Genomic DNA, 23,521 nt, shown 5'->3' with positions numbered 1-23,521 from the left:
GGCTCAGGATTTCCTTGCCTTGCGCACGGCTTCGGCGCGGGCGGCGCGCAGGCGGTCGATCTTTTCCTTCAGCTTGATCTCCATGCCCCGCTCCACCGGTTCGTAGTACACGCGTTCGCCCATCGCGTCGGGAAACGCGGTCTGGTCCAGGGCGATGCCGCCTTCGGCATCGTGGTCGTACTGGTAACCCTTGGAATAACCGAGTTCCTTCATCAGCTTGGTCGGCGCGTTGCGCAGGTGCAGCGGAACGTCCTGGGTACCGTATTCGCGCACATCGCGCTTGGCCGCGCCATAGGCGAGATAGCCCGCGTTCGACTTGGCCGTGCTGGCCAGGTAGATGACCAGTTGGGCCAGCGCCAGTTCGCCCTCCGGGCTGCCGAGCCGGTCGTAGGTCTCCCAAGCTTCGATCGCCATCTGCAATGCGCGTGGATCGGCCAGGCCGACATCCTCCACCGCCATGCGGGTCATGCGCCGGGCCAGGTAGCCGGGATCGCAGCCACCGTCGAGCATGCGTGTGAGCCAGTACAGCGCGCCATCGGGATTGGAGCTGCGCACCGATTTATGCAGCGCCGAGATCTGGTCGTAGAACTGTTCGCCGCCCTTGTCGAAGCGCCGGGTGCGGTCGGCCAGCACCTGCAGCAGGGTCTGTTCGGTGATCTCGCCGCCTTCGCCCTGTGCAAGCTCCGCGGCGATCTCAAGCAATGTCAGCGCACGCCGCACATCGCCATCGGCGGCTCCTGCGATCTCTCCTAGCAGGTTTTCGGGAATCAGGATGCCCTGCCCGCCCAGGCCGTGCTCTTCATCGGCCAGCGCATGCTTCAGCGCTTGCATGATGTCTTCGCGGGACACGGATTCCATCACATGCACGCGGCAACGCGACAACAGCGCCGAATTCAGTTCGAAGGAAGGGTTCTCGGTGGTGGCGCCGACGAAGATGATGGTGCCGCGCTCGATATGCGGCAGGAACGCGTCCTGCTGGGCCTTGTTGAAGCGATGCACCTCGTCCACGAACAGGACCGTGTGCCGGCCCTCGGCGAAACGGTGCGCGGCCTCGGCCAGTACCTGGCGCACTTCGGGAAGACCGGAAAGCACGGCCGAGATCGCCTTGAATTCCGCATCCGCATACTTGGCCAGCAACAACGCCAGCGTGGTCTTGCCGCAGCCTGGCGGCCCCCACAGGATCATCGAGTGCACATGGCCTGATTCGACCGCGCGGCGTAGCGCGCTTCCCGGCGCCAGCAACCTGCGCTGGCCGACCATTTCATCCAGGGTGCGCGGACGGATGCGCTCGGCCAGCGGCCGCATGGCCTTGCGATCCACGCTGAGCAGATCGGGTTCGTCGGTCGGTTTTGTCCTGGGCTTGGCCACGTGGGCATTCTAACGGCCCAAGTCGCAAGGGGCGCGAAAGACTTCCCTTCTGACGCGCCTGCCACGTCGGCAGAGGGCAAGGCGGAGCGGAAATGTCGATATTGGGTCTTGCGATCCGGATTCGCGCATGTCCAGCTATTGGACCTGTTGGAAAGGATAAAAGCCGAACCCTCTCCCGGCCTTCGGCCACTCTCTCCCGTAAAGGGAGAGGGGAAAGCCGCCGCTCAGAGATCGCCGACTACATCCACACCCTTGACGGGCACGTATTTGAATGTGCCGGCGGCGAAGGCGGGATTGCGCTTCCAACCGGTGAAGCTGATTCTGGTGCTCTGACCCACGGCATCCAGCACTTCCATTCGGGTCAGCCCACCGTCGCCGAATCCGAGGCGCGCGGACTGGAAACTGGCGTCGCCTTCGCTCTTCGGCGTCAGCGTCAGCCACTGCAGGCCCTCGGCGCTGCCGGATTCGGTGACGTTGAACTGCTGGTCCAGCTTGGCAGGGTCGATCAATGCGGAAAGCGGGCTGTTCTGTTCCTCGCTGCCCTGCCCGCGCACGGTGACCTGCTGCAGGTCGGGGTCGTAGACCCACACCTTCTTGCCATCGGCCACGATCAGTTGCGGATAGGGTTTGGCGTATTCCCAGCGGAACAGGCGCGGTGCGGACAAGGCCACGCGGCCGCTGGAGGTTTCCTTGAGCTTGCCCTTGGTATCGTAGACCTGCTGGGTGAACTGGCCATCCAGGCCTTTCAACCCCGAGGTGAAGGACTTGAGGTTGTCGCGGGCACCAGCGATGGCGGTACCGGCGAGCAGCGCGGCGCCCAGGGCGATGAGGCGGAGGGGCTGTTTCATTGGATTCCCTTGGAATAAGGCAGGCCGACAGTGTTGCGGGCCGAAGCTGAACACGTACCGATCACCTTCGGCACAGGCTGAACCTCAATGTCCGGCGTCCGGGGATACCTGCGCGTTGCCCAGGTCGCCGTACACGATCTGCGCGCGGAAGCCGCGCCTCACGTACTGGTAGAGATCGCGGAATGCCGGGTAGTCGGCAGGCTGGCATAACCGGTCGGGGCCATGGATCGCCTTCAGCCTGAGCCGGTGGGTGGCGATGACTTGCTGCCCTTCCCTCTTCCACGTGGCCTCGTATCCGCCGGCGGCATTGTCGAAGCGGCTGCTGCGCGGGATGGCGATGATCGGTACGGTCGCGGGGAATTCCAGCGTATAGGTCTCTTCGTGCAAGCTGTCGTTGCAATAGAACGGGGTGGCGTTGGTTTCGCTGGAAGCCGTGGCGTAGATCCCGCGCATCGATTCGGCGCCCGGCGGATCCGGCAGGATCATGCCGCCGACCACGCTGAAATCGACGTAATCGGTGGCCTTGAAATCGAACGAATAACCGAAGTGACGGTCCAGGTCGTCGACATCGCCCTGCAGCTTCAATCTGCCCACGCCATTGAAACCGGAGGCCGACATGATCGATTCCTCGATGCGGGCCCGGTTCTGCGAGGTGAGCCGCGAGAATGCGCCGCGCAGGCCGATCTCTCCGGAGGCGCCACTGTCCTGCAGCGTGTGCCCAGTGACATCGCCATTGGCGCTGAAGGTGTAGAAGCTCTCCGCCTTGTAGGCGCTGACGCTTGGATCGTTGGCTGGCGTGCGTGCGATCGCGCCGTCCACGGTATGCACCACGGGCGCACCCAGGTCGCTGGCGGGCAACTGGCCGAAACGCGCATAGGGACTGGTGGAATCCAGGTACAGGTCGAATTCCGGCAGGTAATTGATCGCATGGTTGAAACGTCCCAGCACAGCGATCCGTGGCAATGCAGGGCCACCACCGGCACCGATCAGCACCGGTGTGCTGGCGATGCCCTTGGCGGCGAGCAAGGCTTCCAGGATCACGGTGTGGTCCTTGCAGTCGCCATAGCGGTTGCCGAGGATGCTGTCGGCCGCGTTCGGTTCCAGGCCGCCGTTGCCGAGGTAGACCGCCACGTAGCGGATGTTCTTCGCGACCCATTCGTAGATCGCTTTCGCCTGTTCGCGGCGCCCGCTGATGCCTTGGGTGATCTCGTCGGCGCGCGACTGGATTATCGGCGTGACCCTCGCTGCCTCCGCGCCTTTCAACTGGTAGGCGCGGCCCATAGCCGAGAAATCCGGATAGGTGCTGGCCATGATGGTCGGGCCGTATTCCCAGCTGGCGGCGGTCCAGTTCTGGTTCTGCATAGGCGCCTTGCGGCTGTAGGACCACGACCATCGTGCGCTGTCGCCTTCGATCACCGGCCGGTCGCTGCCCTGCATGTCGCGCGTGTACACATGCATCGGAAGCTGTTTCGGCGCAGACAGGGTGATCTTCGCGTCGTCGTACTGGGTGAACGGACTCAGGTTCTCCCACAGGTTGAAGTACCCCGGGAAAAAAGGAATGTTCTGGCTCTGGCGGGTGCGATAGACCAGACGCGTGCCCGGCGACAGGTTGGGGAACACGATGACCTTGACCTTGCGGTCGGCGTACATCGCCGCCGAGGCGCTGGAATAGCTTTCCTGGGTGTAGATCTTGTCGGCGGGCACGTCATGGCGGGTGCCGTCCGGCGTCAGCGTGTATGCGGCCAGCACTTCCAGCGTTTCCATCTTCTCGCTGTAGCTCAGGCGCACCTGGCTGAAGTTGTCCACGCCCGCCTTGGTCTTGATCAGGATCTCGTATTCGCTGGTCTCGACGCTGGCGGCGTCGGCCTTCACTTCGTAGTCGACGCGATAGCGGACGAAACTGAAGCTGTTGGCGGGTTCCTGGGCCTGCTCTGGCTGTTTCTGGACTTGGGTGGGTTCTTGCGCATGCAATGCAGTGGAGAAAAGAACGGCCAGCAGAAGTGCAGCGATACGGTGCATTGGTTTCCAACTCAACATAGGAAGCAACAGTAGCCCGGGTAGAGCGTAGCGAAACCCGGGGCTCTTGCCTAACGGAACGGAAAGCCCCCGGTTGACCAGCTTCGCTGTTGAAAGCCGCTACGCTCTACCGGGGCTATCCGAATTCTTTGTAGATCCGAGCTTCCTCAAATGCTGCTACGCAGGACCAAGAGCATCCGAGCAAGCTCGGATCTACAAATGCGGGTTCGTGCAGGGTACAGCGGTCAATTGCGCGGCGGAGGCGGCGCCAGCACGCTACGGTCGCCGTTGTGCTCGGGCGGCGTCACCACGCCGGCAGCTTCCATGGCTTCCACCAGCCGCGCGGCACGGTTGTAGCCGATCTTCAGGCGCCGTTGCACGCCGGAAATGGAAGCGCGGCGGGTTTCGGTGACGATGCGCACCGCCTCGTCGTAGAGCGGGTCGCTCTCCGCATCGCCCGAGCCGGCGGCGGCTTCGGGCAGGCCGGTGGCGCCGACCACGGTGCCGTCGCTCATGGTCTGGATTTCCTCGAGCACGCCTTCGACGTAATCGGCCTTGCCGGTGGCTTTCAGGTGCTCGACCACGCGATGCACTTCCTCGTCGCTGACGAAGGCGCCGTGGATGCGCTCCGGCATCGCGGTTCCCGGCGGCAGGTACAGCATGTCGCCCATGCCGAGCAGCGTTTCCGCGCCGGACTGGTCCAGGATGGTGCGCGAGTCGATCTTGCTGGAGACCTGGAATGCGATCCGGGTCGGGATATTGGCCTTGATCAGGCCGGTGATCACGTCCACCGACGGACGTTGGGTAGCCAGGATCAGATGCATGCCGGCAGCGCGGGATTTCTGCGCCAGGCGCGCGATCAGTTCTTCGACTTTCTTGCCGACGATCATCATCATGTCGGCGAATTCGTCGATGAAGATGACGATGAACGGCAGCGTCTCCAGCGGCATTGGCGCTTCCGCCAGGTCGGGATTCGGTTTGAACAGCGGATCCATCAACGGCTGGCCGGCATCCTGCGCGTCCTTGACCTTCTTGTTGAAGCCGCCCAGGTTGCGCACCCCGACCGCGCTCATCAGCTTGTAGCGGCGCTCCATTTCCGCCACGCACCAACGCAGGCCGTTGGCGGCCTCCTTCATGTCGGTGACCACCGGCGCCAGCAGGTGCGGGATGCCCTGGTAGACCGACAGTTCCAGCATCTTCGGGTCGATCATCAGGATGCGCACGTCCTTGGCGCTGGCCTTGTACAGCAGGCTCAGGACCATGGCGTTCACGGCCACGGATTTGCCCGAACCAGTCGTACCCGCGACCAGCAGGTGCGGCATGCGCTGCAGGTCGGCGACGGTCGGCCGGCCGGCGATGTCCTTGCCGAGTGCGATCGTCAACGGACTCGGCGACTTGTCGTATTCCTTGGAGCGCAGCAACTCGCTCAGATAGATCATCTCGCGACTGGTGTTGGGGATCTCCAGACCGATCACCGACTTGCCGGGAATCACGTCGACCACGCGCACCGACTTCACGCTGAGGCCGCGGGCGATGTCCTTGTCAAGCGAATTGACCTGGCTGACCTTCACGCCGGGCGCGGGTTCCATCTCGAAACGGGTGATGACCGGGCCCGGATAGGCGCCGACCACGTTCACGTCGATACGGAAATCCTTGAGCTTGAATTCGATCTGGCGCGACAGGGTTTCAAGGGTTTCCTCGGAATAGCCCCGGGTCTGCGGCTTGGGGTCGTCCAGCAGCGACAGCGGCGGAATGCCCGAGTCGTCGCCACCGGTGCCATGGAACAGCGGGATCTGTTGCTCGCGCTTGGCCCGGTCGCTCTTCTCGATGACCGGCGCCGGTGGTGGTTCGATATGCACGGGCTCGCGCCGTGCGCGCTTGACCGCCTCGATCTTGCGCACTTCCTCGCGTTCCTCGCGCATTACACGCGTCTGTTGCCATTCGGCGGCCTGATGGGTGCCGCGGCGGAACAGGTCCGGCAAGGCCAGCACGCCCTTGCCGATGCGCTCCATCACTGCGAACCACGACAGGCCGGTGGCCAGGGTCACCGAGACCAGGAACAAGGCCAGCAGGAACAGGTTGCCGCCCAGGCTGCCGAACAGGCTGTTGAGCGATCCGCCGACCAGGCGGCCGAGGATGCCACCGGGTCCGGCCGAGAAATCGGCGGCCGGCAAGTCGCGCATGAACAACAGACCGGTCGACGAGATAAGGAAACCGACCATGCCGATCAGGCGCAGCGCCGGCCCCAGGTCGGCTTCGCCATCGCCATCGGTGTCCATGCCGAACAGTGCGATCCAGGCGACCACGCCAAGCATGATCGGCAACAGGAAGGCCACGTAGCCGCACAGGTAAAGCAGCATGTCCGCGGTCCACGCCCCTACCCGCCCGCCCAGGTTGTGGATCGGTGCGGTCAGGCTGGTGGACTGCGACCAACTGGGATCGTCGGGCGAATAAGTGAAAAGACTCGCCAGCAGATAAAGCAGCAAGGGCGCGATCGCGATCAGCGCAAGGTCGCGCCACAGGCGCTGGCGGCGTGGATTGGCCACCGACGCCTGCTTGCGGGCGGCCGAATTGGCGCCCTTGGCTTTGGAAGTTTCCGGAAGCTGCTTTGCCACCTATCGACCAGACCTTAAGAATGCTGCATTAGTCTTTGATAATAAACGAATCTGGGAGGGATTTGCGCAATAACAACAATATTGTAGTGCCGTTGAAGACAGCAAGACATTCCGTGGATTCCATCGGTTGCAAGCCCGCCGGATCACGCCATGGCGGCGGATGGCATTCACGGGGAACCATGGTTCGACAGACTCATGACGACGGAGTGTCCTCCAGGCGCTCCGCAACCGGTACGCACCAGCGCATTCCATCCGGCGCCTTGATTCAACTGCGCCCCACCGCCACTCTATGTGCCTGCGATGACGATGCGAAAACGCATCCGCATCGCCTTCCCCACCACCATTTTGAGTATACATGAGCGCTACTTCCGCCAATTCGTCCAAGCACTGCCACCTGTTGATCCTGGGCTCCGGCCCCGCTGGCTGGACCGCCGCGGTGTATGCGGCACGCGCCAACCTCAAGCCGGTCCTGATCACCGGCCTGCAGCAGGGTGGCCAGCTGATGACCACGACGGAAGTGGACAACTGGCCGGGCGATGCCCACGGCCTGATGGGGCCGGACCTGATGACCCGGATGCAGGCCCATGCCGAGCGCTTCGATACCGAGGTGATTTTCGACCACATCCACACCGTGGACCTGGCCCAGCGTCCGTTCAAGTTGATCGGCGACAACGGCGAATACACCGCCGATGCGCTGGTGATCGCCACCGGCGCCACGGCCAAATACCTGGGCCTGGAATCCGAGGAGGCCTTCAAGGGCCGCGGTGTCTCCGCCTGCGCCACCTGCGATGGATTCTTCTACCGCGACCAGGACGTGGTGGTGGTCGGCGGCGGCAACACCGCGGTCGAGGAAGCGCTGTACCTGTCCAACATCGCCCGCAAGGTCTACCTGGTCCATCGCCGCGACAACCTGCGGGCGGAGAAGATCATGCAGGACAAGCTGTTCGCCAAGGTCCAGGCCGGCAAGATCGAGCTGGTCTGGCACCACGCCATCGACGAGGTACTGGGCAACGAGGCGGGAGTGACCGGCGTGCGGGTCAAGTCGGTGCAGGACGGCAGCACCCGGGAAATCACCGCGCACGGCTTGTTCGTCGCCATCGGCCACACCCCCAACACCAGCCTGTTCGAAGGCCAGCTTGAAATGAAGAACGGCTACATCACCATCCGTACCGGCCTGGATGGCGAAGCCACCGCCACCACCGTGCCCGGCGTGTTCGCCGCCGGCGATGTGGCCGACCAGGTCTATCGCCAGGCGATTACTTCCGCCGGCTTCGGCTGCATGGCCGCGCTGGATGCGGAGCGCTACCTGGACAAGGATGCGTGATGCTGCGGATCAGCGCCGATCCGGCCGAACTCGAGGTCGGGCTGATCCATGGTTTCCTGTCGCGCAGCTCCTACTGGGCCGCGGACATTCCGTTGCCCACGCTTGAGCGCGCCCTGGCCAACTCGGTCTGCTATGGCGGGTACGTCGATGGCGCGCAGGTGGCTTTCGCCCGCGCGGTGACGGACCAGGCCACATTCGCCTACCTCGCCGATGTCTTCGTGGTTCCCGACCATCGCGGCAAGGGTTACGGGCGCGATATCGTGCGCGCCCTGATGCAGGATTCCCGCCTGCAGGGCCTGCGCCGCTGGCACCTGGTGACGCGCGATATGCAGGGCTTGTATGGCCGACTCGGCTTCACCGCGCTGGACCAGCCGGAGCTGCACATGCAGAAGCACGATCCCGACGTCTATCGGCGAGCGGCCAGCAAGCCTGCATGACCAGGCTGCGCATCGTTGACGACCTGCCGCAGGTTGCCGAATCCAGATGGGATGCCTTGCACGATGGAAGCAACCCCTTCGTCACCCACGCCTTCCTCTCCGGCCTGGAACAGCACGGCTGCCTGCGCGAGGACTGGGGTTGGACGCCGCATCACCTCACCTTGTGGGAAGGCGAGCGCATGGTCGCCGCCGCACCGGGTTACCTGAAGACCAATTCCCATGGCGAGTTCGTCTTCGACCACGCCTGGGCGCACGCCTATGCGCAGCATGGCCGCGATTATTTCCCGAAATGGCTGGGTGCGGTGCCCTACTCGCCCGTCACCGGCCCGCGCCTGCTGGCGCGGACGGAAGCCCACAGGAAGGCCTTGCTGGAGGCAGTGATCGAACAATCGCGCAACAGCGGACTGTCCTCGGCGCACATCAACTTCCACACGGCGGCGGAAGACAGCGAGTTCGACCCGAGCTGGCTTCCGCGCATCGACGTGCAATACCACTGGCGCAATGAAGCTGGCTGGAGCGACTTCGACGGTTTCCTCGCTACCTTCGACCACAAACATCGCAAGAATATCCGCCAGGAGCGCGCCAAGGTGCAGCGCGCCGGCGTCAGCTATCGCGTGGTGCATGGCGACGAGGCCAGCGAGCGAGACCTGGCGACGATGTTCGCCTTCTATCTGCTGACCTTCCGCGACTATGGCAATTCGCCGGCATTGACCCTGGAATTCCTGCGCCATCTGGCCAGCACCATGCCGCGCAATCTGGTCATTTTCCTGGCTGAACGCGAGGGGCGACCGATCGCCGGAGCATTATGCCTGCGCGGCGGCGAAACCCTCTACGGCCGCTACTGGGGCGCAAGCGGCATGCAGGATGACAGCCGCCTGCCCGGCCTGCATTTCGAGACCTGCTACTACCAGGGCATCGAATATTGCCTGCGCGAAGGGCTCAAGGTGTTCGAGCCGGGCGCGCAGGGCGAACACAAACTGGCGCGGGGCTTCCTGCCGGCCTTCGTGCGCAGCCGGCACTGGATCGCCGATGCGGAGTTCGCCGATGCCCTGCGTCGCTGGTGCGCGGAGGAAACCCGCTCGATCGAGCGCTATGCGGCGACGCTGGCGGCGCACTCACCGTTCAAGACCGCGGCGTAGGAGCGACGTGAGTCGCGACTGAAAGTCCGGTCATGGAACGATTCGATAGTTCGGCTTTATTCTTCAGTCGCGACTCGCGTCGCTCCTACGACATGCACGGGTTAATCTGCCTCGATGCGCCGCCCTGCTTTCCTGTCGCCCGACCCCGAGGCGCCCTTCCCTTCCGCGGAAACCGCCCTGCGGCAGCCCGACGGCCTGCTGGCCATCGGCGGCGATCTGTCCGCGCAACGCCTGCTCAACGCCTATCGCCACGGCATCTTCCCCTGGTACTCCGAAGGCCAGCCGATCCTGTGGTGGGCGCCGGATCCGCGCATGGTGTTCCGCACCGATGGCGTGCGCCTGTCCTCCCGCTTCCGCCGCGGGCTACGCCACAGCACCTGGCAGGTGCGCGCCGACACCGTCTTCGCCCAGGTCATGGCTGCCTGCGCCGGCACGCCCCGCCCGGGCCAGGACGGCACCTGGATCACCGACGCGATGCGGTCCGCCTACCTGCAATTGCACCGCCTGGGCCACGCGCATTCGGTCGAAGTCTTCTACCAGGACCGATTGGTGGGAGGCCTCTATGGCGTGGCGATCGGCCGGATGTTCTTTGGCGAGAGCATGTACAGCGGCGAATCGGGCGGCTCCAAGGTCGCCCTTGCGGCCCTGGCCCATCGCCTGCGTGCATGGGGCTGGCCGCTGATCGATGCCCAGGTCGAGAACCCGCATCTGCTGAGCCTGGGCGCGGAAAGCTGGCCGCGGCCCGAATTCCTCGCCCGCGTCGCGGAGCTGGCCGGGGAAGCTGGAACAATAGGCAGTTGGACTGCCGGGTTCGGCGTGGTTGAGGCTTCCGCACTGGCTGAAACCAGCGCTGGTTAACGCTTTTTTTGCATGCAGGGCGGGCGGCGCGTAGAATCCCCGCTCTTACGGCCCCGCGCCGCCCGCGACACCTGCAGGTCTACATGTCGAAAGACGACTCAATTGAATTCGAAGGCACCGTCACCGAGACGCTGCCCAATACCATGTTCCGGGTCAAGCTGGAGAACGGGCATGAAATCATCGCCCACATCTCCGGACGCATGCGCAAGAACTACATCCGCATCCTCACCGGCGACAAGGTCAAGGTCGAAATGACCCCTTACGACCTGACCAAGGGTCGGATCACCTATCGCATGAAGTAAGCACCGGCACTTTGCATGGTTTGGCCTGGCGCCATGCAATTGGTCACCGGCACTTCATACAGATTCGCTTTCCCGCACAGGAACCTAACCTGAGTTCGGCCCGCTTCCGGGTCGCCACATCAGCCAGGCCTGTCCATGTTCAAACCCAGATTCCCGATCGCCTTCGTCCTGTTGGCGGCATGCGCGACCGCGGCCCATGCGAAAGACCGCAGCGAGCCGCTTGCCGATTGCGTCGAACTTTCCCCCGATTACCAGGTAGCGCGTTTTGGGTCCCAATACCTGATGGTCAAGGACGGTGATGCGTATTACCGCATCGCTTTCGGTGGCAGCGGTTGCAGCGCCATCACCCTTTCCTCCAGCGTCAAGATAGCCACCGACGGGAAAGACAACCAGTTGTGCCCGGCGGCCAGCAAGGTCAAGACCAAGCGCGACAGTTGCGACGCACGAGAGGTGTTGCGCGTCGATGAGATCGAGTACGAGAAGTACAGCCGCCGGCAGCGTTGACCCCGCCAGCGAAGAAAGGGACTTGCCGGCGCCGGCGTCGGTCAGACCGTCGCCGGCAGCAACCGCTCCGGTTCGGACTGCGCATCCACCACCAGCTCGTCGTCCCTGACGTCGATGCTGACGCGACCACCGCCGACCAGCTTGCCGAACAGCAGTTCGTCGGCCAGCGGGCGCTTGATCCTGTCCTGGATCAGGCGGGTCATCGGCCGTGCGCCCATCAACGGGTCGAAGCCGTGCCTGGCCAGCCAGTCGCGCGCGGCCGGCGTGCTGGATAGGCTGACGTGCTTCTCCTGCAGCAGCATCTCCAGTTCGATCAGGAACTTGTCCACCACCCGCAGGATGTGATCGAAGCCCAGTCCCTGGAACTGCACCACCGCATCCAGGCGGTTGCGGAATTCCGGAGTGAAGCTCTTGCGTATCACTTCCATCGCGTCGGTGGAATGGTCCTGCTGGGTGAAGCCGATCGTGCGTCGCGCGGCCTGGGCGGCACCGGCGTTGGTGGTCATCACCAGGATCACGTTCTTGAAGTTGGCTTCGCGGCCATTGGTGTCGGTGAGGATGCCGCGGTCCATGACCTGCAACAGGATGTTGAAGATGTCCGGATGCGCCTTCTCCACCTCGTCCAGCAACAACACGCAGTGCGGGGTCTTGACGATCTTTTCGGTCAGCAGGCCGCCCTGGTCGAAACCGACATAGCCCGGAGGCGCGCCGATCAGGCGGCTGACCGAATGCGATTCCATGTATTCGCTCATGTCGAAGCGGACCAGCTCGATGCCCAGTTGCAGGGCGAGCTGTTTGGTCACCTCGGTCTTGCCCACGCCGGTGGGGCCGGCGAACAGGAAGTTGCCGATCGGCTTGTCCGGATTGGCCAGGCCCGAACGGGCCAGCTTGATCGCCGACGCCAGGGTCTCGATGGCCGGATCCTGGCCGAAGATCACCATCTTCAGGTTGCGCTCCAGGTGCTGCAGCACGTCCTTGTCCGACGAGGACACCTGCTTGGCGGGAATGCGCGCCATCTTGGCCACGATGGTCTCGATTTCCTCGACGTCGATCAGTTCCTTGCGCACCCCGACCGGCAACAGCCGCTGGCGGGCGCCGGCTTCGTCGATCACGTCGATGGCCTTGTCCGGCAGCAGGCGGTCGCCGATGTGCTTCACCGACAGGTCCACGGCGGCCTGCAGGGCATCGTCGGCGTAGGTGACGCCATGGTGGGTCTCGTACTTGGGCTTCAGGCCCTGCAGGATCTCGAAGGTTTCGCCCACGGTGGGCTCGACGATGTCGATCTTCTGGAAGCGCCGGGCCAGCGCGCGATCCTTTTCGAAGATGCCGCGGTATTCCTGGAAGGTGGTGGAACCGATGCAGCGCAGCTCGCCGGAAGCAAGGGCCGGCTTGATCAGGTTGCTGGCGTCCATGGTGCCGCCGCTGGCGGAACCGGCGCCGATGATGGTGTGGATCTCGTCGATGAACAGGATCGCGCCCGGCAGTTTCTTGATCGCCGTCAGTACGCCTTTCAGGCGCTTCTCGAAATCGCCGCGGTACTTGGTGCCCGCGACCAGCGCGCCCAGGTCCAGCGCGTAGATGGTGGCGTCCAGCAGCACGTCGGGCACCTGGCCCTCGACGATGCGCTTGGCCAGGCCTTCGGCCAGGGCGGTCTTGCCGACCCCGGCTTCGCCCACGTACAGCGGGTTGTTCTTGCGCCGGCGGCACAGGATCTGGATGGTGCGCTCCACTTCGTCGGCACGGCCGACCAGCGGGTCGATCTTGCCGTTGCGCGCCATTTCATTGAGGTTGCTGGCGAACTCGGCCAAGGCGTCGGCCTTGCCCTCGCCTTCCGTGCCTTCTCCAGTCTTGCCCTCGCCTTCGGGCTGGCCGCCGGCTTCGTTCTCTTCGCCCTGTTTGGCGATGCCGTGCGACAGGTAATTGACTACGTCCAGGCGGGTCACGTCCTGCTGGGTCAGGAAATAGACCGCATGCGAGTCTTTTTCGCCGAAGATCGCCACCAGCACGTTGGCGCCGGTGACTTCCTTTTTGCCGGAAGACTGCACGTGGTAGACGGCGCGCTGCAGCACGCGCTGGAAGCCCAGGGTGGGCTGGGTGTCGCGGCCGTCGTCTTCGGCCAGGCGCGAAACCGAGGCCTCGATCGCCTGCTCCAGGTCGTTGCGCAGGCGCGGGGCATCGCCACCGCAGGCCTTGAGCACGGCCTGGGCCGAGGTGTTGTCCAGCAGGGCCAGCAGCAGGTGCTCCACGGTCATGAATTCATGCCGTGCCTCACGGGCGCGCTTGTAGCATTGGCCTATGGTTTGCTCGAGATCTTTGCTGAACATGGGTTACTCCGACTGCCGTTCCCCACAATATGAGGCCTGTATAGCGGATTTCCACAACCCTGGCGGGTTTCATTGTTCAGGATATGGAAAGCAGCTTGGAAAGCAGTGAAGGGGAAAGGGTAAATGGCAAAGGGGAAAGCGGCAGTCCGGTGTCGTTATACGCTTGCCGAAGCCCGATATTCCGGCTTTCTTCTTCGCCATTTACCCTGCCCCCTTCCCCGCCCCTACGCCTTTTCCATCGTGCACAGCAGCGGATGCTGGCTCATCCGGGCGTATTCGTTGACCTGGGAGACCTTGGATTCGGCCACTTCCCGGGTATAGACCCCGCATACGCCACGGCCGCGGGTGTGCACGTGGAGCATGACCTGGGTGGCCTTCTCGATGTCCATGGCGAAGAACTGCTGCAGCACCAGGACCACGAAATCCATGGGCGTGTAATCGTCGTTGAGCAGCAGGACCTGGTATAGCGGCGGGCGCGCCACCTCAGGCTTGCTGGTTTCGACCATCACGCCATGGTCGCGTTCGTTTTCGTTCTTGCGGGGCATGGGAGAATTATACGGATTGGACGGGCCGCATCGCGGCCCGCACAATTCATGCCCCGACCGGAGACCCGCCTTGCACTGGAAATTGTCCCTCGCCTCACTACTCGCCTCGGGCCTCGGTCTGACGCTGTGCCTGCCCGCGCATGCCCAGGATCCGGAAAGGTCCGTTGCGGACGCCGGCATCAAGGCCCAGCTGGCCGAACTGGATTACCAATACGAAGTCGACGAAGACAATGACTTCAAGCTGGTCTTCGAGGTCGGCGAGGAGGGCCGAAGCCAGATCGTCTACATCCTTTCCGCGGTGGAAAGCTATGGCGAGCACAAGGTGCGCGAAATCTGGTCGCCGGCCTACGAGTCCGCAACCGACGATTTCGCCGCGCCCATCGCCAACCGCCTGCTGGAGGCCTCCAACTCGGCCAAGCTGGGGGGCTGGGTCAAGCAAGGCAGGAATGCGGTGTTCGTGGTCAAAATAGCTGCCGATGCCAGCAAGGAAGCCCTGGATGACGCGATCAGCGCCGCTTCGGGCCTGGCCGACGAAATGGAAGCCGAACTGTCGCCCGGCAAGGACGATCTCTGAAGTGAGTTACCGCGAAGGCCGCTTCTGGCAACCCGACGTGACCGTGGCCACCGTGGTGGTCCGCGACGGGCGCCTGTTGATGGTGGAAGAGCGGGCCCACGGCAAACTGGTGTTCAACCAGCCCGCCGGCCACCTGGAGCCCGATGAAAGCCTGTCCGAAGCGGCCCTGCGCGAGACCCGAGAGGAAACCGGCTGGGACGTGGAACTGACCGCTTTCATCGGCGCTTACCAATGGAAGACCGTCGATTCCGATGGGATCGGCAGTCGCCATTATCTGCGTTTCGCCTTCGCCGCCGAGCCGCTGGCGCACGATGCGACGCGCGCACTGGACGATGGCATCGTCCAGGCGTTGTGGATGACCCCGGCCGAATTGCACGACCAGCAGGCGCGCCATCGCAGCCCACTGGTCTGGCAAGTGGTGCAGGACTACCTTGGCGGACGCCGTTCGCCGCTTTCCATGCTGCAGCAGGTTGCATGAGCGCGCCGCGCGTCATCGTGGGGGTTTCGGGCGGCGTGGATTCGTCAGTGGCCGCGTTGCGCCTGGTCCAGGAGAGGGAAGCGGTCGCCGGATTGTTCATGCAGAACTGGGCCGACGATGGCAGTGGCGATTGCCGTGCCGAGGACGACCGCCGCGATGCGGTCGCGGTCTGCGGGAAGCTGGGGATTCCTTTCCACTTCCGCGATTTTTCCGCCGAATACTGGGAAGGAGTATTCGCGCATTTTCTGGCCGAATACGCCGCCGGTCGTACCCCCAACCCGGACGTGCTGTGCAACCGTGAGGTGAAGTTCAAGCATTTCCTGGATGCTGCGCGCGATCTCGGCGCCGAGAAGATCGCCACCGGCCATTACGCGCGGATCGCCCATGATCGTGGCGCTGCGAAATTGCTGCGTGCGGTCGACCGCAACAAGGATCAGAGCTATTTCCTGCATCAACTGGGCCAGGAGCAATTGTCGGCCACCCTGTTCCCGGTGGGCGAACTGCAGAAATCCGACCTACGCACGATCGCCAGGGAAGCCGGGTTGCCGACCCATGCGAAGAAGGACTCCACCGGGATCTGTTTCATCGGCGAACGCGATTTCCGCGAATTCCTGGGCCGCTACCTGCCGGCGAAAACCGGCGAGATGCGCGACCCTGCCGGGCACAAGATCGGCGAGCATCCCGGGGTTTTCTATTTCACCCTGGGCCAGCGCGAAGGGCTGCAGATCGGTGGCGTGCGTGGACGGGCGGCGGCGCCGTGGTATGTCGTCGGCAAGGACGTGGCCAACAACGTGCTCTACGTGGACCAGGACACCGCAAGCCCCTATCTGCACTCCACGACCCTGTGGTCGGAACGTGCGCACTGGGTGCAAGGCGGTCCGCCGGCCGGCCATTTCGAGTGCACCGCGCAGACGCGTTATCGCCAGGCCGACGTGCCTTGCAGCGTCGACGTGGTGGACGACGGCTCATTGAAGGTGCATTTCCAGGATCCCGAGCGCGCAGTGACGCCCGGACAGTCCGTGGTCCTATATCGTGGCGATGAATGCCTGGGTGGCGCGGTCATCGCGCGCACCGATGCACCGCTGGAACAACAACTTGCGGAGCAGGCAGCTTGAGCAGACCCCTTCCCGAACGCGTGCTGGCCCTCGCCGGCCTGGTCCAGGCCCTGGCCCAGGTCCGGCGCATCGCCGACACCGGGCAATCCGAAGCTTCGGTAGTGCAGACCGCGCTGGAAAGTATTTTCCGTATCGATGCCGATACACCCGAGGCGGTCTACGGCCGGGTGGCGGACCTTGCGCCCGGCTTGCGCTTGTTGCGCGACTACTTCAACAAGCAGGCGAATGTCGACGAGGGACTGCCACGCCTGGCCTTGTCGGTCTTGCAACTGGAGCGCCGTTTCGTCGGCGAACCCAACACGGTCGCGGCCGTCGCCGGCGGCATCGCCGAGATCGCACCGCAGGCCGAAGCTTCCGGCAGCACGCATCCGGAAGTGCTGTCCGCGCTGGGCAGCCTGTATGCCGACACCATCAGCCATCTGCGTCCGCGGGTGATGGTGCAAGGCAATCCGCATTACCTGGGCCAGCCCGGGGTGGTCGCCGAGATCCGGGCGATCCTGCTGGCCGCGGTGCGCTCGGCGGTGTTGTGGCGGCAACTGGGCGGCAGCTTCTGGGACTTGCTGTTCTCGCGTCGCGCTATGGCCGACGCAGCCAGCGAATGGTTGCGCTGAAGCATCCGTGTTTGCGTTGATGCTTTTGTCCCCCAAGGGGGCTTCCTTCGGTGCGTAGGAGCGGGCCTTGCCCGCGATGCCCTTCCGTGGAATTCCGCAAAAAGCATCGCGGGCAAGGCCCGCTCCTACAGGTAAAGAAAAGCCCGGCAGTGCCGGGCTTTTTTTTATGGTCAGGCGGAAACCGTATCCGCCACGTCCTTGTAATCCTCGATCTGGTCGAAATTCATGTAGCGGTAGATCTCCGCTCCATTGGCGCTGAGTACACCCATGTCGGCCATGTATTCCGTCTTGGTCGGGATGCGGCCCAGGCGCGAGCAGATCGCGGCGAGTTCCGCTGAACCCAGGTACACGTTCGAGTTCTTGCCCAGTCGATTCGGGAAGTTGCGCGTGCTGGTCGAGAACACCGTGGCGCCTTCGCGCACCTGCGCCTGGTTGCCCATGCACAGCGAGCAACCCGGCATTTCCATGCGCGCGCCGGCGCTGCCGAAGGTGCCGTAATGGCCTTCCTTGGTCAGTTCGGCGGCGTCCATCTTGGTCGGTGGCGCGACCCACAGCTTGGTCGGGATGTCGCGCTTGCCTTCCAGCAGTTTCGATGCGGCGCGGAAATGCCCGATGTTGGTCATGCACGAACCGATGAATACTTCCTCGATCGCTGCGCCGGCGACTTCCGACAGCGTCTTCACGTCGTCCGGATCGTTCGGGCAGGCCACGATCGGCTCATGCACGTCGGCCAGGTCGATCTCGATCACTGCCGCGTATTCGGCGTCGGCATCGCGTTCCAGCAACTGCGGGTTGGCCAGCCAGGCTTCCATCGCCTTGATCCGGCGGGTGATGGAACGCACGTCCTGGTAGCCCTCGGCGATCATCCACTTCAGCATCACGATATTGCTGTTGATGTATTCGATGATCGGCGCCTTGTCCAGGTGCACGGTGCAGCCGGCGGCGGAACGTTCGGCCGAGGCGTCGGACAACTCGAACGCCTGCTCCACCTTCAGATCCGGCAGGCCTTCGATCTCGAGGATGCGGCCGGAGAAAATGTTCTTCTTGCCCTGTTTGGCCACGGTCAGCAGGCCAGCCTTGATCGCGTACAGCGGGATCGCGTTGACCAGGTCGCGCAGAGTTACGCCGGGCTGCAATTCGCCCTTGAAGCGCACCAGCACCGATTCCGGCATGTCCAGCGGCATCACCCCGGTGGCGGCGGCGAACGCAACCAGGCCGGAGCCGGCCGGGAAGGAAATGCCGATCGGGAAACGCGTGTGCGAATCGCCGCCTGTACCGACGGTATCGGGCAACAGCATGCGGTTGAGCCAGCTGTGGATGATGCCGTCGCCCGGGCGCAACGGAATGCCGCCGCGCGTGCTGATGAAGGCGGGAAGTTCGTGATGGGTCTTCACGTCCACGGATTTCGGATAGGCGGCGGTGTGGCAGAACGACTGCATCACCAGGTCCGCGCTGAAGCCGAGGCAAGCCAGGTCCTTCAGCTCGTCGCGGGTCATCGGGCCGGTGGTGTCCTGCGAACCCACCGAAGTCATCTTCGGCTCGCAATATGTGCCCGGACGCATGCCCTTCCCTTCCGGCAGACCGCAGGCGCGGCCGACCATCTTCTGCGCCAGGGTGTAGCCCTTGCCGGTATCGGCGGGCACCTGCGGCAGGCGGAACAGGGTCGAAACCGGCAAACCCAGTGCCTCGCGGGCCTTGGCGGTCAGGCCGCGGCCGATGATCAGTGGGATGCGGCCACCGGCGCGCACTTCGTCGAACAGGACCTCGGACTTGACCTGGAATTCGGCGATCACTTCACCGTTCTTCAGCGCCTTGCCTTCGTACGGACGCAATTCGACCACGTCGCCCATGTTCATCTGGGTCACGTCGAGCTCGATCGGCAAGGCACCGGCGTCCTCCATGGTGTTGTAGAAAATGGGGGCGATCTTGCTGCCCAGGCAGACGCCGCCGAAACGCTTGTTCGGAATGAACGGGATGTCCTCACCGGTGAACCACAGCACCGAATTGGTCGCCGACTTGCGGCTGGAACCGGTGCCGACCACGTCGCCGACATAAGCGACGAGATGGCCTTTTTCCTTCAGCGATTCGATGAACGCGACCGGGCCGCGCTTGCCGTCTTCCTCGGGGCTGATGCCATCGCGCTTGTTCTTCAGCATGGCCAGCGCGTGCAGCGGGATGTCCGGGCGCGTTGTCGCATCCGGTGCTGGCGACAGGTCGTCGGTATTGGTCTCACCGGTGACCTTGAGCACGGTCACGGTCAGGCTTTGCGGCACTTCCGGGCGGCTGGTGAACCACTCGGCCTCGGCCCAACTCTTCAGCACGCCTTGCGCGTGCGCATTTCCGACGTCGGCCTTGTCCTTGACGTCATGGAAGGCGTCGAACATCAGCAGGGTCTTCTTCAGCGCTTCGGCGGCGATCGGAGCCAGTTGCGCATCGTCCAGCAATTCGACCAGAGGATGGATGTTGTAGCCGCCGAGCATGGTGCCCAGCAGTTCGGTAGCGCGTTCGCGGGTGATCAGCGCGCACTGCTCGCTGCCGAAAGCCACCGCGGCCAGGTACGACGCCTTCACTTTCGCCGCATCGTCGACGCCGGCGGGCACGCGATGGGTGATCAGGTCGACCAGGAAGGTTTCCTCGCCCGCGGGCGGGGCCTTCAGCAATTCGATCACTTCGGCGGTCTGCTGCGCCGACAGCGGCAGCGGCGGGATTCCGAGCGCGGCGCGCTCGGCAACGTGTTGGCGGTAGGCTTGCAGCATGGATACGTCTCCGGGGAAATCGGGTGAAGGTGGAAAAGGCTCAGGCCGCTGGAACGATCAACTTGAGACCCTTGAAATAATCGCGATAGAAACTGTCGTCGCGGGTGATCAGGCCATCGCATTGCAATAGCGCATGGGCACCGATCAGGAAATCGGGAACCGCGCGGCTGCGCGTGCCGCCGCGTTGGCGGTAGCGCCGCTGCATCTCGCCTGCGCGCAAGGCCGACTTGGCTTCCAGCGCATTGAAGCGGATGCTCATCTCTTCCAGCACGCTCAATGCCTCCGAGCCATCGCGCAACGCGCTGCAGACCTCGGCCAGGGCGACGTCGCAAACCACCACCGGGCCATTGCTCAGGCACTGGCGCAGGCAGGCCTCGGCGGCATCGGCCTGTGGGCCGTCGGCCAGCAGGTCAACGAGCACGGAAGAATCGATGGCGATCATGTTCGGGAGGCCGCTCAGGGATCCAGCGGATCGCCAGGCGCACGGCCACGGATGGCGCGCATGGCTTCATCGGTGGATTCGAAACCATCCAGCTTGAAGCGACCGCGGGCGCGGGAAATGGCATCGTCGACGCTCTTGCGCAGGACGATCCGCCCATTCTCCAGTTCGACTTTCAGGATGCTGCCCTTGGTCAGGCCCAGCGCATCGCGCACGGCTTTGGGCAGGGTGATCTGACCACGTTCGGCGACGGTCGCTTCCATCAGCATGCTCCTGAGTATGCGTTGATGATACGTACTTTATTATCCATACTCAAGCGAGCATACTGTTCGAAACCAAGGACAACTCCTTGTTGTCACACGGCCTGTCCCCGGATTTGGGGATAATGAACAGAACGCCCGGCGTGGTGACCGTATCCGGCACCCCTATCAGACCGGCCACGATTTCCCCCAGCTATGGAGCCTCCCATGAGTGATTCCTTCGCCACCCGCACCTCCCTGCAGGTCAATGGCAAGTCCTACACCTACTTCAGCCTGCCCAAACTGGGGCAGCGTTTCGATATCGCCCGCCTGCCCTACTCCATGAAGATCCTGCTGGAGAACCTGTTGCGCCATGAAGACGGCGGCATGACCGTGGGCAAGGACCATATCGAGGCCGTGGCGCAATGGGATGCGACCCGCGAACCGGACACCGAGATCGCCTTCATGCCGGCGCGCGTGGTGCTGCAGGATTTCACCGGCGTGCCCTGCGTGGTCGACCTGGCGGCGATGCGCGACGCGGTCGCCAGGCTCGGCGGCAAAGCCAGCCAGATCAACCCGCTGATCCCTTCGGAACTGGTCATCGACCACTCGGTGCAGGTCGACGCGTTCGGCCGCCCGGACTCGCTGGACATCAACGGCAGGATCGAGTTCGAACGCAACAAGGAACGCTACGGCTTCCTGCGCTGGGGCCAGAAATCCTTCGGCAATTTCAAGGTGGTGCCGCCCAACACCGGCATCGTCCACCAGGTCAACCTGGAGAACCTGGCCCGGGTGGTGATGGAGCGTGAGGTCGATGGAGAACTTCTCGCGTTCCCGGACACGGTGTTCGGCACCGATTCGCATACCACCATGATCAACGGCATCGGCGTGCTCGGCTGGGGCGTGGGCGGTATCGAGGCCGAAGCGGCGATGCTCGGCCAGCCTTCGTCGATGCTGATCCCGCAAGTGGTCGGCTTCAAGCTGACCGGCAAATTGCCCGAAGGCGCGACCGCCACCGATCTGGTGCTGACTGTCACCCAGATGCTGCGCAAGTTCGGCGTGGTCGGCAAGTTCGTCGAGTTTTACGGCGAAGGCCTGCAGCACCTGCCCTTGGCCGATCGCGCCACCATCGGCAACATGGCTCCGGAATACGGCGCCACCTGCGGCATCTTCCCGGTCGACGCCGAATCGCTGACCTACCTGCGCCTGTCCGGCCGCAGCGAGGAACAGATCGCCCTGGTCGAAGCCTATGCCCGGGCCCAGGGCCTGTGGCACGAACCCGGCCAGGCCGAAGCGACTTATTCGGCCACCCTGCACCTGGACATGGCCGAAGTGCAGCCGTCGCTGGCCGGCCCCAAGCGTCCGCAGGACCGGGTGCTGCTGGGCGACATGAAGGCCAACTTCCACGACAACGTCGGCGCGATGACCAATGGCCGGCAAGCGAAGACCGGTTGCGCGGTCGATGAACTCAAGGCCGAAGGCGGTGCCCAGCCGCAGGCCGAGCACCTGGCGGCCAAGCCGGTCTCGAAAATCCGCGTGCAGGACCAGGATGCGGAACTCAAGGATGGTTCGGTGGTGATCGCCGCGATCACTTCCTGCACCAACACCTCCAATCCGGCGGTGATGATCGGTGCCGGATTGCTGGCGCGCAACGCGGCGGCCAAGGGCCTGAAAGCGGCGCCGTGGGTCAAGACTTCGCTCGGCCCGGGTTCGCTGGTGGTCACCGACTACCTCGACAAGGCCGGCCTGATGGGCGAACTGGAGAAGCTGGGTTTCTACCTGGTCGGCTATGGCTGCACCACCTGCATCGGCAATTCCGGTCCGCTGCCGGACGCGGTGTCCAAGGGCATCGCGGCCAACGACCTGGCCGTGGCCGCGGTGCTGTCGGGCAACCGCAACTTCGAGGGCCGCATCCACGCCGAAGTGAAGATGAACTACCTGGCTTCGCCGCCGCTGGTGGTGGCGTACGCCATCGCCGGCACCATCGACATCGACCTGCTCACCGAGCCGCTGGGCAAGGACGGCGATGGCAACCCGGTGTTCCTGCGCGACATCTGGCCCAGCAACAAGGAAATCGGCGACACCATCGCCCGCACCATCGGCCCGGAGATGTTCAAGCAGAACTATGCCGACGTGTTCAAGGGCGACAGCCGCTGGAATGCGATCGCCTCGCCCGATGGCGAGCTGTACGCATGGGATGCCGGTTCCACCTACATCAAGAACCCGCCCTACTTCGACGGCATGACCATGCAGGTCGGCAGCATCGACGACGTGCACGGCGCCCGCGTGCTCGGCCTGTTCGGCGATTCCATCACCACCGACCACATCTCGCCGGCCGGCAACATCAAGAAGGACTCGCCCGCCGGCCGTTTCCTGCAGGAGCGCGGCGTGCAACCGGCCGACTTCAACAGTTATGGCTCGCGCCGCGGCAACGACGACGTCATGGTCCGCGGCACCTTCGCCAATATCCGCATCAGGAACCGGATGCTTGGTGGCGAGGAAGGCGGCAATACCCTGTATTTCAGCGACGCGAACGCGGCTGGCGAGAAGTTGTCGATCTACGATGCGGCGATGAAATACAAGACCGATGGCGTGCCGCTGGTGGTCTTCGCCGGCAAGGAATACGGCACGGGTTCCTCGCGCGACTGGGCGGCCAAGGGCACCAATCTGCTCGGGGTGAAGGCAGTGGTCGCGGAAAGTTTCGAGCGCATCCACCGTTCGAACCTGGTCGGCATGGGCGTGCTGCCGCTGCAGTTCAAGCAGGGCGAAAACGCGCAGACCCTGGGCCTGGATGGTTCGGAAACCTTCGACATCACCGGTCTGCAGGATGGCGCCGGCAAACATGCCACGGTCACCGCGACGCGCAAGGATGGCAGCACGCTGGAGTTCGAGGCCAAAGTGCTGTTGCTCACGCCGAAGGAAGTGGAATATTTCCGCAATGGCGGCCTGTTGCACTACGTGCTCCGCCAACTGGCGGCAAAGAAAGCCGCGTAACCCGCTGCGGTAGCGGACCGGTCCGATGTCCCCCG

20 protein-coding genes are annotated in these 23,521 nt (G+C 64.0%); 11 read left to right on the top strand and 9 right to left on the bottom strand.

What is annotated here, in order from left to right:
* Nucleotides 1–3: 3 nt before the first annotated feature.
* The 4 genes from CSC74_RS02940 to CSC74_RS02925 all read right to left on the bottom strand — a co-directional run bounded on the left by CSC74_RS02940 (nucleotide 4) and on the right by CSC74_RS02925 (nucleotide 6,847).
* Nucleotides 4–1,305, bottom strand: coding sequence for a replication-associated recombination protein A (locus CSC74_RS02940; protein WP_162313696.1), 1,302 nt, complete (start codon nucleotides 1,303–1,305; stop codon nucleotides 4–6).
* 287 nt (nucleotides 1,306–1,592) lie between these two features.
* The gene (gene lolA / locus CSC74_RS02935; protein ID WP_162312913.1) at nucleotides 1,593–2,216 is read right to left on the bottom strand and encodes an outer membrane lipoprotein periplasmic chaperone LolA; all 624 of its coding nucleotides are present in this window, start codon (nucleotides 2,214–2,216) and stop codon (nucleotides 1,593–1,595) included.
* Between the two features lie 84 nt (nucleotides 2,217–2,300).
* The gene (locus CSC74_RS02930; protein WP_162312912.1) at nucleotides 2,301–4,235 is read right to left on the bottom strand and encodes a DUF3857 domain-containing protein; all 1,935 of its coding nucleotides are present in this window, start codon (nucleotides 4,233–4,235) and stop codon (nucleotides 2,301–2,303) included.
* A 242-nt stretch (nucleotides 4,236–4,477) separates the two neighbouring features.
* Nucleotides 4,478–6,847 carry a DNA translocase FtsK gene (locus tag CSC74_RS02925; RefSeq protein WP_162312911.1) on the bottom strand — a complete coding sequence of 790 codons (2,370 nt, stop codon included), beginning with the start codon at nucleotides 6,845–6,847 and terminating at the stop codon, nucleotides 4,478–4,480.
* A 355-nt stretch (nucleotides 6,848–7,202) separates the two neighbouring features.
* On the opposite strand from CSC74_RS02925, the gene trxB reads away from it, so the two are divergent.
* The 6 genes from trxB (at nucleotide 7,203) to CSC74_RS02895 (ending at nucleotide 11,411) form a co-directional block, all read left to right on the top strand.
* Nucleotides 7,203–8,171, top strand: coding sequence for a thioredoxin-disulfide reductase (trxB, locus tag CSC74_RS02920; protein ID WP_162312910.1), 969 nt, complete (start codon nucleotides 7,203–7,205; stop codon nucleotides 8,169–8,171).
* Complete coding sequence (locus tag CSC74_RS02915; protein WP_162312909.1) at nucleotides 8,171–8,608, top strand: GNAT family N-acetyltransferase; 438 nt, start codon at nucleotides 8,171–8,173, stop codon at nucleotides 8,606–8,608. Before trxB ends, CSC74_RS02915 begins: the two co-directional genes overlap by 1 nt.
* Nucleotides 8,605–9,747 carry a GNAT family N-acetyltransferase gene (locus CSC74_RS02910; protein ID WP_162312908.1) on the top strand — a complete coding sequence of 381 codons (1,143 nt, stop codon included), beginning with the start codon at nucleotides 8,605–8,607 and terminating at the stop codon, nucleotides 9,745–9,747. Before CSC74_RS02915 ends, CSC74_RS02910 begins: the two co-directional genes overlap by 4 nt.
* A gap of 114 nt (nucleotides 9,748–9,861) precedes the next feature.
* The gene (gene aat / locus CSC74_RS02905; protein WP_162312907.1) at nucleotides 9,862–10,605 is read left to right on the top strand and encodes a leucyl/phenylalanyl-tRNA--protein transferase; all 744 of its coding nucleotides are present in this window, start codon (nucleotides 9,862–9,864) and stop codon (nucleotides 10,603–10,605) included.
* Between the two features lie 83 nt (nucleotides 10,606–10,688).
* The gene (gene infA / locus CSC74_RS02900) at nucleotides 10,689–10,907 is read left to right on the top strand and encodes a translation initiation factor IF-1 (RefSeq protein WP_079726088.1); all 219 of its coding nucleotides are present in this window, start codon (nucleotides 10,689–10,691) and stop codon (nucleotides 10,905–10,907) included.
* 135 nt (nucleotides 10,908–11,042) lie between these two features.
* Nucleotides 11,043–11,411 carry a hypothetical protein gene (locus tag CSC74_RS02895; RefSeq protein WP_162312906.1) on the top strand — a complete coding sequence of 123 codons (369 nt, stop codon included), beginning with the start codon at nucleotides 11,043–11,045 and terminating at the stop codon, nucleotides 11,409–11,411.
* A gap of 41 nt (nucleotides 11,412–11,452) precedes the next feature.
* On the opposite strand, the gene clpA is transcribed toward CSC74_RS02895, so the two are convergent.
* Nucleotides 11,453–13,735 (bottom strand): ATP-dependent Clp protease ATP-binding subunit ClpA, encoded by a 2,283-nt coding sequence (gene clpA, locus CSC74_RS02890; protein WP_162312905.1) that lies wholly within the window; start codon nucleotides 13,733–13,735, stop codon nucleotides 11,453–11,455.
* A gap of 224 nt (nucleotides 13,736–13,959) precedes the next feature.
* Nucleotides 13,960–14,280, bottom strand: coding sequence for an ATP-dependent Clp protease adapter ClpS (clpS, locus tag CSC74_RS02885; protein ID WP_162312904.1), 321 nt, complete (start codon nucleotides 14,278–14,280; stop codon nucleotides 13,960–13,962).
* Nucleotides 14,281–14,350: 70 nt separating this feature from the next.
* Between clpS and CSC74_RS02880 the strand changes: the two genes are divergently transcribed.
* Genes CSC74_RS02880 through hflD form a run of 4 tightly spaced genes read left to right on the top strand, consistent with a single transcriptional unit; the run spans nucleotide 14,351 to nucleotide 17,058 of the window.
* The gene (locus tag CSC74_RS02880) at nucleotides 14,351–14,854 is read left to right on the top strand and encodes a hypothetical protein (protein WP_246192922.1); all 504 of its coding nucleotides are present in this window, start codon (nucleotides 14,351–14,353) and stop codon (nucleotides 14,852–14,854) included.
* A gap of 1 nt (nucleotide 14,855) precedes the next feature.
* Nucleotides 14,856–15,332: an NUDIX hydrolase gene (locus CSC74_RS02875; RefSeq protein ID WP_211369536.1), complete on the top strand. Its 477-nt coding sequence runs from the start codon at nucleotides 14,856–14,858 to the stop codon at nucleotides 15,330–15,332.
* The gene (gene mnmA / locus CSC74_RS02870) at nucleotides 15,329–16,447 is read left to right on the top strand and encodes a tRNA 2-thiouridine(34) synthase MnmA (RefSeq protein WP_162312902.1); all 1,119 of its coding nucleotides are present in this window, start codon (nucleotides 15,329–15,331) and stop codon (nucleotides 16,445–16,447) included. Before CSC74_RS02875 ends, mnmA begins: the two co-directional genes overlap by 4 nt.
* Nucleotides 16,444–17,058, top strand: coding sequence for a high frequency lysogenization protein HflD (gene hflD / locus CSC74_RS02865; RefSeq protein ID WP_246192920.1), 615 nt, complete (start codon nucleotides 16,444–16,446; stop codon nucleotides 17,056–17,058). Before mnmA ends, hflD begins: the two co-directional genes overlap by 4 nt.
* A gap of 170 nt (nucleotides 17,059–17,228) precedes the next feature.
* Here hflD and acnB read toward each other — a convergent pair whose 3' ends face one another.
* The 3 genes from acnB to CSC74_RS02850 are packed head-to-tail and all read right to left on the bottom strand — an operon-like array spanning nucleotide 17,229 to nucleotide 20,516.
* A complete protein-coding gene (gene acnB / locus CSC74_RS02860) occupies nucleotides 17,229–19,814 on the bottom strand; it encodes a bifunctional aconitate hydratase 2/2-methylisocitrate dehydratase (RefSeq protein WP_162312900.1) in 2,586 nt (861 codons plus the stop codon).
* Between the two features lie 40 nt (nucleotides 19,815–19,854).
* Complete coding sequence (locus CSC74_RS02855) at nucleotides 19,855–20,256, bottom strand: type II toxin-antitoxin system VapC family toxin (RefSeq protein ID WP_162312899.1); 402 nt, start codon at nucleotides 20,254–20,256, stop codon at nucleotides 19,855–19,857.
* A 14-nt stretch (nucleotides 20,257–20,270) separates the two neighbouring features.
* Entirely contained in the window at nucleotides 20,271–20,516 is a 246-nt protein-coding gene (locus tag CSC74_RS02850) for an AbrB/MazE/SpoVT family DNA-binding domain-containing protein (protein WP_162312898.1), read from the bottom strand.
* A gap of 204 nt (nucleotides 20,517–20,720) precedes the next feature.
* On the opposite strand from CSC74_RS02850, the gene acnA reads away from it, so the two are divergent.
* Nucleotides 20,721–23,486, top strand: coding sequence for an aconitate hydratase AcnA (acnA, locus tag CSC74_RS02845; protein WP_162312897.1), 2,766 nt, complete (start codon nucleotides 20,721–20,723; stop codon nucleotides 23,484–23,486).
* Nucleotides 23,487–23,521: the final 35 nt, after the last annotated feature.

This window comes from Pseudoxanthomonas yeongjuensis (genome assembly GCF_010093345.1).
Classification (GTDB): domain Bacteria; phylum Pseudomonadota; class Gammaproteobacteria; order Xanthomonadales; family Xanthomonadaceae; genus Pseudoxanthomonas_A; species Pseudoxanthomonas_A yeongjuensis.
Note: the sequence above shows the minus strand (reverse complement) of the source record. Positions and strands in the feature narration are given on the sequence as shown.